This is a genomic window from Lamprobacter modestohalophilus (assembly GCF_016583905.1).
Taxonomy (GTDB): Bacteria; Pseudomonadota; Gammaproteobacteria; order Chromatiales; family Chromatiaceae; genus Lamprobacter; species Lamprobacter modestohalophilus.
Window position 1 is genome coordinate 1 of the sequence record NZ_NRRY01000031.1, and the last position, 12,314, is coordinate 12,314.

A 12,314-nucleotide genomic window follows, 5' to 3' on the forward strand; every position below is an offset into this window, starting at 1 on the left:
TAAGTGACGAGGCTACCTCTAGGTTCGCTTGCGCTGCGGCCTGCGGTTTTGCACCCACGAAACTCACGACCCTTGGTTACCCAAACGCCGCTCCGGGGCACTACAGTGGTGTACGAGCAACTCCATCGGCGGGACTTCAACCCGCAAGTTAATCAGCCTGTTACGGCATACGGTCAGGTCTTGAAAAAACGGACTGACGCGGCCGCACGGGTCGGGCGAGGGGCTTCCCGATCGCCTCCTCCAAGCCTTGGTCATCACGCATGTGCACATCGACCACGTCGGGCGCCTACCCTATCTGCTCGCCGCCGGCTACCAAGCCGCCGGCACCCCGGGGCGCGGACCCGCGTCAAAGGCCCAACGCTTGCTTGAGATCTTTGTGTTCGAAGGCGCTGGCCATCCGGTTGATCTCCATCGGACGGGCGCCGACTGCCCGGGCGGTCTCTCGCCAGGTCGCGGTCACCGTCGCGACGTCTTTGATGATCGCGCGGGCCTGTGCCAGCCTGAGCCCGAAGAACGCCGATGCGGCCTCGAGCAGGTCGAGCGAACAGGTCCCTTCGTCGAGATCGATGTGTGTCGTCAGTACGCGTGCCTTGAGATCCGTCGGCACCGGATTGAGGTCGTAGGCCGGAGACAAAGACCATCCTGCGTTGCCGTCCCACAGAAAGCCGTGGTTGCGCAAGTGATCGTCGACGTTGGAGATCAGCACATTGAAGACGACACGCCGATAGAGTGCCTGGGCGTCGCTCTTCCCCCGCGCGCCATGTTGCGAGAGCGCGTCGACGATCTCCGGATAGCTGCCGTGCTCCCCGTCTCTGGCGCCCAGCATCGCCATTGCCGACAGGAAGGGGAGACGGATGTCACCGGCGCGGTCGAAGCGTCGCGACAACAGGACGGCCTTGCCGGCCACTTCGATCAGCGCATGTTGCGGGGTGGCGATGCCGCACTGATCGGCTAGCCGCAGCGCGATCTCCTCCCAGGTTTCCAAGCTGTACTCGTCGGTCTCCTTCGGGAACTTGGCGATGGAAAGGTGCCCATGCTGGTCGATCACCGATGCCTTCGGCCTTGCGCCGCCGAGAGACGAACCGGGCGCGAAGATGAGTTGCAGGTCTTCGTCGGTTTCCTCGTCCCGAAGGATCCGCCCGGTGATCTGGAGCAGTCGGCCTAACTCGATCAGGGCGGGAACGCCGGTGCGAGTAGGCGCCTGGAAGATGTCTTCTCCGACCCGGCGAAAACGGAGAGCACCCAGCCGGGTCTCGTCCGCGACACCGAGCAGGTAATCGCTTTCCGCGAGGGTGCGAACTGCGCGGCCTTCGCGCTCGGCGCGGCGGCGTTCGGCACGCTGCATCAGGCGGCGGCCCCAAGTGTCCGGCGCGGAGTCACCGATGGAGCCGAAAGTCGCAAGTCCGGCCGGAGGCGCGAAGGTGCCGCGGGTCAGGGCGAGGGCGGGCTCCAGCGAGAACCGGGCGGGATCGCCGAGCCAGGGGCGGTCATACTCGAAGACAATGGTGGCCGTACCTCGGGCGCGATTACTGCGCGCCAGCCCCACAGGGCGCGTGCGACCTGCAAGGTCGATGTGCACTTCAAAGTCACTCATCGCGGGACGCTCCGGAGGTCCGCTTGAGGTGCACGTGCTTGGGCAACTCGGCGCTGGCCAGCGCCTGTCCGACGGGGTCGTTGCCGATGTCGGCGATCTGGCTCAGGCCGTCGAGTAGGCCGAGTGCCTGAAGGACGCTGGCATAAATGCCGACACTGACGCTGGTATCGCCGGCCTCGATTTTCTGCAGCGTCGAGCGCGATGTGAAGGCGCGCTCGGCTACGATTGCCATTGGCAGCCGCCGACGCCGGCGGGCATCACGGATGTCCGCCCCGAGCTTGCGCAGCGCTCGGCGCACGGCAGCGGGAGGGTTGTGAGGAGTTGGCATCTGTCACCTTCGCACTACATATTAACCGTATTTGTAGCACGAAGATGGCAATCGATCCAGGATCCTGGCGTTGTCAGTCCAGCAAGGACCCGGTTTGATCCCTGCTGCTCAGGCGATCTGCTTTGATCGATCGTTTCGGTGTTATCCCGTACCTGTTTTTTGCTCCCGCTTCAGCTGTTTGGTCATTCCGGCCGGGACGACGTCTTCTGTCTCCGGCCGGCATCTGGCTGTGAGCATCCAATGCGAGCCCACTGCAGATTGCGCTCCTGCCGCTTGTGCTACTGCATTGCGCTAGCAGCGCGCTAGCCTCGCCATCCGCATCCAAGCCGGGGTGGGCACTGGGAACTGCTCGAGCGCATGCACCTCATCTATCAACGGGAGAATCTTGAGATGGCCTACACGATGGAAGACTTTCTCCGCGAGACCCATGAGCTGGTCCTCGCCAACATGACTCCAGAAGAGCGCCTCAAGGGGCTTGATCCTGAAGAGCGTCTCAAGGGGCTTGATCCGGACGAAATACTTCAGCGCTATGATCCCGAGGAACGCCTCAAGGGGCTCGAACCTGAAGAGCGCCTCAAGGGGCTTGATCCTGCCACCATCGAAGCCTGGTTAGCCAAGCAGCGCAGGGACCATTAGAAGCCATGGCGCGGCAACCTCTTCCAAGGCGCCGAGGCCGGCCCCGACGGCGCTGGTGCCCAGCAGCTGGAGATCGGCTTCCCGATCGCCTCCATCCAAGCCCTGGTCATTCAGTCCACATCGACCACGTCGGACGGCTGCCCGATCTGCTCGCCGACACCGGCGCCCAGGCGGCGCTGGCCGGTCGCCTGTTGGCGATTAAGGTGGTGAGACCCTAGATGTTTGGTTTGATCGATTGGCTCGACATGCAACGCTTCGCGACGGCCTTGGTCATGCCGCTGTCGCTGGGGTTGCTGCTCGGGTTGGCTGGTCTCCTCTTGGTGTGGCGGGTGCGGTGGCTCGGCGTCTTCGTTGCTGGGTTGGGTTTGGGGCTGATCGGGGCCTGCTCATTGCCGGTGGTGGCGACGGCGTTGATGAGTCAGCTCGAGGGGGATTATCCGCCGCAGGTCGCAGCGGATTGTGAGCCGGCTGATGCCATCATAGTGCTGGGTGGTGCCGTACAGCCGCTGTTGATTGGGGATCTGCGGCCGCGACTGCATCGGGGCTCGGATCGAGTCTGGGAGGCCGCGCGGCTGTATCACGCGGGTTGTGCGTCGCAGGTGGAGGAGCAAGAGTTCCGTCATTGCGGCCGGTCAGTTGAAGTCGCGCTCGGGCTCGCTCTAGGGATCAGGCCAGGATTTCGCGGTTCATGGGCTGCACAAGGGCCTGGCGCTCGTCAGCGGCGAGGCCTTAGACTGAAAGATGCGCTGACACGATGCAATGGCAAGCCGATGAACCTCGACGACCGCATTATGATTGACCCGGCCATCCGAAGCGGAAAGCCCTGTATCAGGGGCACCCGCATGACCGTCTACGATGTTCTTGAGTATCTAGCGGGCGGTCTGTCGGAAGCGGAGCTGCTTGAGGATTTTCCTGATCTCAGTCGAGAAGATATTCAGGCCGTGCTGGCCTTCGCGGCAGCACGCGAGCGTCGACTGGTGATCTCGTCTGCGGCATGAGCATGAAGCTGCTGTTAGACGAGAATCTCAGCCATCGCCTAGTCGGCCTGCTTGCCGCCGAGTTTCCAGACAGCGCACATCCCCGGCAGCTTGGTCTGCGAGGAGCATCCGATCAGACGATCTGGGATTACGCCCGCGAGCATGGATTTGCCATTGTGTCCAAGGACAACGACTTCCGCCAACGCGTGTTTGTAGAGGGTCCTCCGCCGAAAGTGATTTGGTTGTCGATTGGCAATGCCGGCACCTCCGCCATCGCTGCGCTGCTGCGCTCGCATGCCCCTGAGATCCGAGCCTTTGCAAGGTCTGCTCAAGAAGGCCTATTGGTGATCGAGAAGGCACCGTTGTAAAAGCGGCATCATTGGGGAGGATGCTCTCCATCATTGCAGCCGGGAAGCCGGAATCCCGTGCAGGGAAAGCAACCTTGCAGCAAACACCGAAGCTCGGCAGGTTGCTGCCCGCTCACCCTCACTGGCCTAGGTCCCGGCTTCCCGGCCGGGACGACGTAGGCATGAGCCGGGACGACGGATGGTTGCGCGGCGGCGGACCGAAGTCCGCCGCCCCAGGTGCCGACTGATGTCGGCGTACCCGGCAGCAAAGTGGCCAGAACGCTGGTCGAAGCTTATCCTGGACGCTGCCGGTACGTGCGCCGTCACTGTCATCTTGAGGAGTCAAAGTGCAGAAGATTTGATTTCATGAATTCGTCGATATGCTCAGGAGCGGAGATAATCGAGCTGTAGGCCGCTGCTCGAGCGCACAAGGATTTCATTGCCGAGCGGATCGACGATCTTTTCTTGTTCCGGATCGAAGATACCATCTTTCAAGTACTTCGCACGTAACGCAGAAATAACCTCGTCCTTGCCGACAAGGTTGATCTGTTCAAATGTGCGTCTTGCATAAAATAGGCGAGATTGGTAGAAATGGAATTCGGTGCGTAATTTATAGCCGGCGCGCTTGAGCCGATAGAAGAGCAAATGTTCTTGGTGGGTGTAGATATTGAGCTCGGGCTCGCCTAGCACTTTCTGTAGGTCAGCGGGGGTGCAGTCGAATTGAATCCCCGGGTAGGGGTTGATGATGATGAATGTCTTTTTGGGTGCCCGCATCACTGAGGCTTCGCTCAGTGCCTGATAGGTATTCGAGTCATTGTCGGCACTGCGTAGCGGCTGTTCATCTGGCTGCTGTATTTGTGCTCCAGAGTGCGAATCGTTTTCGAACAATTTGCCTAGCTTGGCTAACATGAGATAGCTCCCTGTCTGAAGGATCAAGCCGTTCGGTTCCAGCGGCTGTCAGACTGGTAGCAAAGGCGATCTTGCGGCAATGATCAAGAAGCTTTCAGTGAAGTTTTATGAATCGAAAATGAAGACCTGTTAAGAATATGAATTATGATGAAGAAAACCGAGCCACGGGATAGGCGGACAATGAAAAAATGTTAAGGAATGAGTAGTGTTGATTTGTGAAGAAGTGTGCAGGCATATTGCGTCTGATGACAGAATTGCCGATTTTTTTACTATCAAGCACCGTGCCGTAAGCGGTAGCCTAGACCTCGGACTGGACAAATAACAAGATCATGCATTTCGGCTTTGCGCAGCTTGCGCCTAATATTACCGATATGGACGTCGATACTACGGTCTACGGATTCTTTAATTTCATGCGACGTTAATTGTTCACGGCAGACCACGCGACTGTGATTGAGCAGGAGTACCGTGAGTATACGTACCTCGGTGTTGGTAAGGCTGATCTTGGTTGGTGGATAGCCATCGTGAGAAAGCGTTTGAGCTATTCTGTTGAGATGGTAGGGCCCAAGATTAATCTCGCGACTCAGCGATGGCGCGAGCGATCGCTTACGGAGCGCGGCACGAATGCGGGCAAGTAGCTCCTTGATCTCGAATGGCTTGATGATGTAATCATCGGCACCGACATCCAGACCTAGAATTCGGTCTTCCAGACTGTCCCGTGCAGTGACGATGATGACCGCCGCGGAGGTGGCTGTAACCAATTCAACGGCGAGATCAATACCATCCTCGGCTTGCAGGTTGAGGTCGAGCAGGACAACATCTGGTGCGTTGTACTGATAGGCGATGCGCAGCTCACGGCCGGTTTCCGCTCGCCTTACGCGATATCCTGCAGCATGAAGGTTGCGTTCCATCATGCATGCCATTCTTGGGTCGTCTTCAACAACGATGATCTCGGCTTCAGACTCCGGCTTGTTGATCCTTTCCATTTTCTACAATCCCATCCCAGATAGTTCACCCGGAACTCGACGAGAGTCAATAAGGGCCCCCTTGCGCTGCACGGGCTCTTGCATCAGTGGTGTATCAACGGGCAAGGCTGCAAGAGTGGGGGCTGTCCCGCATATACCGCTCGCTGAATGGGGGGGACGAGCGGCGCAGCTATTTTTGATGTGGGCTTAGCTGCTATTCGCCGAGACTGGCAAAGCTGGCATTTTGATTGTTAAGTGGTCGCTGTTATGATTCAAAGTTTGCCAAAGGTAAGGTGATGTGCTTGCAGGTATTCGAGTTGCAGTTCATCGTTGTCACGAGCAAAGATCTCGTTGCCTTGGGGGTCAAGGATCTTCTCGTGCTCAGGATCAAAAAGTCTATCATCGAGATATTTCGCTCTTAAGGCGCAAAATACCTCGTTTGCATCGGTAAAACTGAGTTTGCTGAAAGTACGCTTAACGTAAAAGAGGCGCGATTTGTGAAAATGAAACTCAAGCCGCTGCTTGTAGCCTGCTGTTTCACTTCGATAAAACAAGAGATGTTCGTTAAGGGTGTAGATATTGAGCTCGGGCTCACCAAGCAAGGTTGTTAATGCCATTGGCGAACACCCGAAATCTAAATGTGGATGAGGCCTGATGATGGCTGAGGTGTATCTGGTGATGCGAGAGACTGAGATTTCAATCAGAGATTGATAGTAAGCCGACTGTTCGTAATCACTACCGAGTATCTCCAGATGGTGATCTTGGTGATTGTCACGGTGCGCATCCATGCGCCTCGCTTCTGTTTCGAAGAACCCCTGCAAATTCATGACTATTATCCTCCATCTTCATGCGGATGATCGAGTTCGGGAAGGTTAGACCATATTACCTCTAAGTAAACACTGAGCGCTGTCGTTTGACAAGTGCTGGAAAATGAAGCTTTGTAAAGTTTTGGTGCCAGGCGCTGTTCACGTGAATCTCACGCGATTCACGCTTCAGGGTGATGGTGCCGCGCCATGAGAATGAGGTGCGCCTATCCCTTTATATGAAGAAGGATTAAGAGACCTTGCTTATCACGCCTCGAGCTGTAAAACTCATAATGGAAAAGTCGATCGCTAGCATCGTGATAGGGGTCTCATTATGGTCAGTGGCGTTAAGCAAACTCGCAGTGGGCAGAAGGTCGATGTGCCGGTGTGTCTCGCTTCGATAAGAGATGTCAGTCGTCGGGTTGCTGCGATGCAGAGTTCCGTGGCAAGGGATCTTGACGGGGTGCGGCAACTGTTCGGCACCGTCAACTTTCGTGATCCAGTTGGTCGGCGGCCGCCACACACGTAGAGAGCGGCCCGCCGCCTTGGTGCGGCCCGTAATGGCTACGCCTGTGAGCCGAGGAGCAGCCTAGCGGGCGAGGGCGAGGAGGGCGTCGAGATCGAGATTGGCCTCGCAATGATCGGCAAGGGCGTCGAGCGCGGCTTCGATGCGTTGCTCGAAATCGAGGGCCGCGGCGCGCGCGCCAACCTGCTCCAGCCAGTGGGCGCGGAAGCCATCGCTAGCGAAAATGCCATGCACATAGCCGCCCATCACGCGGCCAGCCGCGGAGATCGCACCTTCCGCCCGGACGCCGCCCTGACCATCATCGAGCAGCAACCAGGGGCGCTCGAGCCCGGCGCCGCGGGTTCGCCCCATGTGCATCTCGTAGCCGGTGACGCGGCAGCCGCTGCGTTGGTCGTTCAGGTCCAGATCGAGTAGGCGCTTGTCGCCGCCGATGGTGGTCTCGATCTCGAGCAGCCCGAGGCCGGGGGTTTCGCCAGGCTCGCCTTCGATGCCCTCGGGATCGCGCACCACCTGACCGAGCATCTGGAAGCCGGCGCAGAGGCCGAGCAGGCGGCCGCCGCGACGCACATGGGCAAGGATGTCGATGTCCCAGCCCTCGCGGCGCAGCGTTTCCAGATCGACACGAGTCGCCTTGGAGCCGGGCAGGATGATGACGTCGGTCTCGGCCGGGATCGGCTCGCCGGGCTGAATCCAGCGCAGGTTCACCGCCGGCTCGGCGGCCAGCGGGTCGAGATCGTCGAAGTTGGCGACCCGCGATAGGCGCGGCACGGCAATGTTGATGCTGCCGCCGCCGTTGGCCCAATCGCCCTCGGCTGGGCGCTCGAGTGCGAGTGAGTCCTCGGCGGGCAGGCGCGCAGCGCCCTCGAACCAGCGCAGCACGCCGAGGAAGGGCCAGCCGGTGATCTCGGTGATGGTGTCGCAGGCGGGCTCGAAGAGTGAGAAGTCGCCGCGAAACTTGTTCACCAGATAGCCGACCACGCGGTCTCGGTCGGCCTGATCGAGCAGCAGCCAGGTGCCGACCAGTGAGGCCATGGTGCCGCCCTTGTCGAGATCACCGAGCACGATCACCGGCACCCGCGCCTGCTCGGCGAAGTACATGTTGGTGATGTCGCAGTCGCGCAGATAGATCTCGGCGCCGCTGCCGGCGCCCTCGACCAGCACCAGATCGGCCTCGGCACAGGTGCGCTCGAAGCTGTCGAGGATGGCCGGCATCATGCCTTGGCGCATCTGGTGGTAGACCCTCGCCGGGCAGTTGCCGAGCGAGCGCCCCCGCAGCACCACCTGCGAGCCGACGTTGGTCTGTGGCTTGAGCAAGACCGGGTTCATGTGGATCGAAGGGGCGACGCCGCAGGCGCGTGCTTGCAGCGCTTGCGCCCGCCCGATCTCGCCGCGCGGTTGCTCGCCATCGGCGCCGATGGGCGCGTCGCTATCGGCGGTCACCGCCGCATTGTTGCTCATGTTCTGCGCCTTGAATGGACGCACGGCGAGCCCGCGCCGGCTGTAGGCGCGACAGAGTCCAGCCACCAGCAGGCTCTTACCGACGTCGGAGGCCGTGCCCTGGATCATCAGGGTACGCGCGCGGCGTGGGCCATGGTCGAGCAGCGGGGGTAGCTGAAGGTCGATCGTCGGTGCGGTGTCTGGCATTAATGGTCGCCTACTCACCCCTATCACCGATCGGGATAAAAGCCATCATCCAGCAGTTGCTTGATGGAATAGGGGCAAGCGTTCGGGAAGGTTGTCCGCGCTAGGCGGGTTTCTTTATGCGCAAGTTCAACAGCATCGGCATAGGCATCAATGCTGGTTTCTTCTAAGACCGACTTTAGGTCGGGCGACTTGCGCAGCAGGACACTGATCTGCTGGCGCTGTTCGATGATCGTTGAACGCCAGCTATCGCCCTTGAATTCGCGCCAGCGTTCGCTAAGCGTTTGGTATTGGAATTGCCACTTGAGGAGATGTGCGATCAGGATTAAAAAACGGCTATGCAATTCGCGCCGATCGCTTTTACTCATGTCGCTCAACTCTTCCAATAAGTGTTCGATATCCAGTTCCTCGAAGCGACCGGCGCGTAATAATTCGGCGTTGCGTTGCGTCCATTGGGAGTAGTCGGTCTGATAGAGAGAAGCGAGTTCAGTCATGGCGAATCCTCTCAAAAAGCGGCTCCCCAATGATACAAGGTCGCGCCTTACCGTGGTGATCACGGCAGGCACGATCAAATATCAGGATGAAGGCGATGTGATCGCCACTCGGAGGTGAGATTTGGCTGCACCTTAGCCTCGCCCCACTTGCTTGTGGCGAGGCTAAGATGGACGTGACGACTAGGCCTCTTCAGCCACCGCCTCGCGCTGCTTGCTCGTCTGCAGTTCAGGCATCGCAACAGTGGCGGAGGACGACGCCGGCTTGATGCCGCCGCCGCAACCGCCCGGCTGACACTTCGGCGAGGCCTCGCCGCCGATCTCGAAGTCGTCCATCTGCTGATTGCCACCGCCGCAGGCCATGGGCACGGCTTGGCTGGTGCCGAGCGCCGGGCGCTTGGCAGCCGGCGCCTGCTTCCAGGCATTGTGATCCGGCTCGACGATCTTCGACTTGCTCTTGTCGTAGTCGAACTTGATCAGTTTCTTGAACATCGGCCCCCAGTAGTTCTGCTTGCCAAGCTGGTAGAACTTGCGCTCATAGGCACTCTTGAAGAAGGCCTTGATGCAGCCGATCAGGTACTTGCGACGGAAGGGGTCCTTGACCCAAGGGTACTGGAACAGCATCCGCTTCATATAGAAGCGCCGATAGTTGGCCATGACGCCATCGAGCAGCTCGGCGCGGTCGATGCTGTCCGGCTTCATGATCGGCTGGACGAAGTTGTACTTGGAGTAGTCGAACACCTCGACCCGATCGCCCATCTCGGTGAACATGTCGGAGAACGGCCAGGGGGTGTACATCGACCAGTTGGCCATGTCCGCGCCCCAGTCCATGACCATCTGATAGGTCTCTTCCAGGGTCTCGCGGGTCTCGTTCTCGAGGCCAACGATGAACTGGGCCTCGGTGACGATGCCGTTCTCTTGCAGCAGCTGCACCGCGCGCTTGTTCTGCTCGATCGTGGTCTCTTTGACGAAGCGATCGAGATTGAGCTGTGCCGCCGCCTCGGTGCCGAGCGAGACGTGGACCAGGCCAGCCTTGCGGTAGAAGGGCAGCAGATCCTCGTCGCGCATGACATCGGTGACGCGGGTGTTGATGCCCCAATGGATACCGAGATCGCGATCAATGAGTTCTTGGCAGAACTCGACGAACTTGGCCTTGTTGATCTGCGGCTCTTCGTCGGCGAGGATGAAGAAGCCGACACCATGGACCTTCACCAGCTCCTCGATCTCGTCGACCATCTTCTTCGGATCGCGCACGCGGTAATCGCGCCAGAACTTCCACTGCGAGCAGAAGCTACAGGTGAAGGGGCAGCCGCGCGCCATGTTGGGCGTCGCGACAGGGACACCGAGCGGGATGTAGATGTACTTCTTCCAATCGAGGATGCTCCAGTCGGGCCAGATCGAATCCACATCCTTGATCGAGGGCTCGACCGGGGTAGCGACGACCTGCTGCTCCTCGTTCAGATAGGCGATGCCCTTGATCTTCTCGCGCTCTGCCGGCCAGCGGCCCTCGTCGATGGCGCGCACCAGGTTCAGCGTGACCGCTTCACCCTCACCACGCACGATGACATCGATCCAGGGTGCCTCGCCGAACACCTGCTGGTACATGAAGGTGGGATGGATGCCGCCGAGCACCGTGATGGCGTTGGGACATTCTTCCTTGGCGATCTGCAACAGCCGCTGCGCGGTGTAGATCATCGGCGTCATCGCCGTGGTGGCGACGATGTCCGCCTTGGCGTCACGGATGGCGACCCGCAGCTGTTCTTCGTCGAGGTTGTCCACCAAGCCATCGACGAAGTGGTAATCGGTGTAGCCGCCCTGCTTCAGATAGCCGGCGAGATAGGTAACCCAGGCTGGGGACCAGTTGCCGGCAATATCGGCCGCGCCAGCGCTATAGTTGGGGTGGACAAAAAGGATTCGCATTGTCAGCTCCGATGGATCTTGCCGTCGCACGTGAGCGCGGACCAGCAGTAAAGGGGCACTGGGCCCACGTCGATCGCAGCCTGGGCAATGGCTGCATCAGCCCGGATTCGGTTGTCGTGGCTCAGCGTCTTCGTGGCTCAGAGTGGTGGTTTCTTCGGCTCGTATTGGTGTTGCTGAGCGAATCGATTGCCGAGGGTACCGCTCCGATACCGTTGCAACAACCTGACAGTCTTTGCCGTCGTGCCAGCATGACACTCGGAGATTATCATGCAGCGGGGCTCGCTGGCCTGGTTGTGCCGCAGCTGAGTTGCCCTGAATCAAGCAGTTCTGTCATGCCCCAGTCCGGCGTCCAGTCAGCTGTCCAGTCAGCCGTCCACTAAGCCACGCAGATCAGAGACTGTGATCATCAGGGTCATCGGGTCCAGCGGAGACGGATCGAAACCAATGTGCTCGTAGAATCGGCGCGCGGTGTCGTCTAGAGCTTGGACTAAGAGCCCGCGGATGCCGATGGTGTCTGCTGCGGAGACGAGCCGGCGTCCGGCATCCTGCAGCAGGGCACGGCTGAGGCCGCGACCCTGATCACGCCGATCCACGGCCAGGCGCGCAAGCAGAACGACCGGGATCGGATCGGGCATGTTGCGCCGAAACCGGCCTGTAGCCGCCTTGGCCGCGACTGCTCCGGACGCCAATGCGTAGTAGGCGACGACGCGCTCCGAGTCGCAGGTGACATAGGTGCGGGACGCACCGGCGATCTGGTTACGCAGCGCACGTTGGCTCAGCCATTGATTCAGGGTCGGGCGGCCACAGTCGAAGGTCGAGCAGTCGTGCGCCTCTGTCAGCGCGACAGGGGCGCGCAGCGTCACTCGAGCGCCCATGGAGCCGCAGCTTGCATGGTTTTGCGCAACCGATCGTTCGGCGCTGCCGGCTGGTCTAGCCGCGCCTGAAACGCGGCGAACGCATCATCATCCACCCGCAGCAACGCCCGATCCAGCAGTGCATCTTCCGCGGCACGGCAGCTCGCCTCCAGGATGAACTCGGTACGGTTCTTACCCAGCACGCGCGCCGCTTGGTCGATCAGATCACGCGCCTCGGGCGGCACCCGCAGATTCAGGCTTTCGCGCTTGACTTGTGTTTCCGTGATCGGTGTTGCCATGATCGGTGTTGTCATGTCGGCCTCTTG

13 protein-coding genes and 1 pseudogene are annotated in these 12,314 nt (G+C 59.9%); 4 read left to right on the forward strand and 10 right to left on the reverse strand.

Annotated elements, in window-relative coordinates; translation table 11 throughout:
• Positions 1 to 238: 238 nt before the first annotated feature.
• A pseudogene (locus CKO42_RS28570) lies at positions 239 to 316 on the forward strand (MBL fold metallo-hydrolase); the annotation flags it as partial.
• A gap of 30 nt (positions 317 to 346) precedes the next feature.
• Here the strand turns inward: CKO42_RS28570 and CKO42_RS16680 are convergent.
• Both CKO42_RS16680 and CKO42_RS16685 read right to left on the reverse strand, forming a co-directional pair.
• On the reverse strand, positions 347 to 1,594 hold the full coding sequence (locus CKO42_RS16680) for a type II toxin-antitoxin system HipA family toxin (protein ID WP_200246492.1): 1,248 nt from the start codon (positions 1,592 to 1,594) through the stop codon (positions 347 to 349).
• Entirely contained in the window at positions 1,587 to 1,922 is a 336-nt protein-coding gene (locus CKO42_RS16685) for a helix-turn-helix domain-containing protein (RefSeq protein ID WP_200246494.1), read from the reverse strand. The genes CKO42_RS16680 and CKO42_RS16685 overlap by 8 nt, the downstream gene beginning before the upstream one ends.
• A gap of 357 nt (positions 1,923 to 2,279) precedes the next feature.
• On the opposite strand from CKO42_RS16685, the gene CKO42_RS16690 reads away from it, so the two are divergent.
• From CKO42_RS16690 to CKO42_RS16700, 3 genes are all read left to right on the forward strand, one after another.
• Positions 2,280 to 2,558, forward strand: coding sequence for a hypothetical protein (locus CKO42_RS16690; RefSeq protein ID WP_242479456.1), 279 nt, complete (start codon positions 2,280 to 2,282; stop codon positions 2,556 to 2,558).
• A gap of 218 nt (positions 2,559 to 2,776) precedes the next feature.
• Positions 2,777 to 3,556, forward strand: coding sequence for a DUF433 domain-containing protein (locus CKO42_RS28740; RefSeq protein ID WP_476737474.1), 780 nt, complete (start codon positions 2,777 to 2,779; stop codon positions 3,554 to 3,556).
• On the forward strand, positions 3,553 to 3,903 hold the full coding sequence (locus CKO42_RS16700) for a DUF5615 family PIN-like protein (RefSeq protein ID WP_207148761.1): 351 nt from the start codon (positions 3,553 to 3,555) through the stop codon (positions 3,901 to 3,903). Before CKO42_RS28740 ends, CKO42_RS16700 begins: the two co-directional genes overlap by 4 nt.
• Before the next feature lie 363 nt (positions 3,904 to 4,266).
• Here CKO42_RS16700 and CKO42_RS16705 read toward each other — a convergent pair whose 3' ends face one another.
• The 8 genes from CKO42_RS16705 to CKO42_RS16740 form a co-directional block, all read right to left on the reverse strand.
• The gene (locus CKO42_RS16705) at positions 4,267 to 4,791 is read right to left on the reverse strand and encodes a hypothetical protein (RefSeq protein WP_200246498.1); all 525 of its coding nucleotides are present in this window, start codon (positions 4,789 to 4,791) and stop codon (positions 4,267 to 4,269) included.
• 272 nt (positions 4,792 to 5,063) lie between these two features.
• Complete coding sequence (locus CKO42_RS16710; RefSeq protein WP_200246500.1) at positions 5,064 to 5,774, reverse strand: response regulator transcription factor; 711 nt, start codon at positions 5,772 to 5,774, stop codon at positions 5,064 to 5,066.
• Between the two features lie 251 nt (positions 5,775 to 6,025).
• Complete coding sequence (locus CKO42_RS16715) at positions 6,026 to 6,580, reverse strand: hypothetical protein (protein ID WP_200246502.1); 555 nt, start codon at positions 6,578 to 6,580, stop codon at positions 6,026 to 6,028.
• Between the two features lie 565 nt (positions 6,581 to 7,145).
• Positions 7,146 to 8,726 (reverse strand): cobyric acid synthase, encoded by a 1,581-nt coding sequence (locus tag CKO42_RS16720; RefSeq protein WP_200246504.1) that lies wholly within the window; start codon positions 8,724 to 8,726, stop codon positions 7,146 to 7,148.
• A gap of 23 nt (positions 8,727 to 8,749) precedes the next feature.
• Positions 8,750 to 9,217 (reverse strand): DUF29 domain-containing protein, encoded by a 468-nt coding sequence (locus CKO42_RS16725; protein ID WP_200246506.1) that lies wholly within the window; start codon positions 9,215 to 9,217, stop codon positions 8,750 to 8,752.
• A gap of 180 nt (positions 9,218 to 9,397) precedes the next feature.
• Complete coding sequence (bchE, locus tag CKO42_RS16730) at positions 9,398 to 11,134, reverse strand: magnesium-protoporphyrin IX monomethyl ester anaerobic oxidative cyclase (protein ID WP_200246508.1); 1,737 nt, start codon at positions 11,132 to 11,134, stop codon at positions 9,398 to 9,400.
• Positions 11,135 to 11,499: 365 nt separating this feature from the next.
• Entirely contained in the window at positions 11,500 to 12,009 is a 510-nt protein-coding gene (locus tag CKO42_RS16735; protein WP_200246510.1) for a GNAT family N-acetyltransferase, read from the reverse strand.
• Positions 11,994 to 12,302, reverse strand: coding sequence for a type II toxin-antitoxin system TacA family antitoxin (locus tag CKO42_RS16740; RefSeq protein WP_242479457.1), 309 nt, complete (start codon positions 12,300 to 12,302; stop codon positions 11,994 to 11,996). The genes CKO42_RS16735 and CKO42_RS16740 overlap by 16 nt, the downstream gene beginning before the upstream one ends.
• Between the last annotated feature and the right edge of the window lie 12 nt (positions 12,303 to 12,314).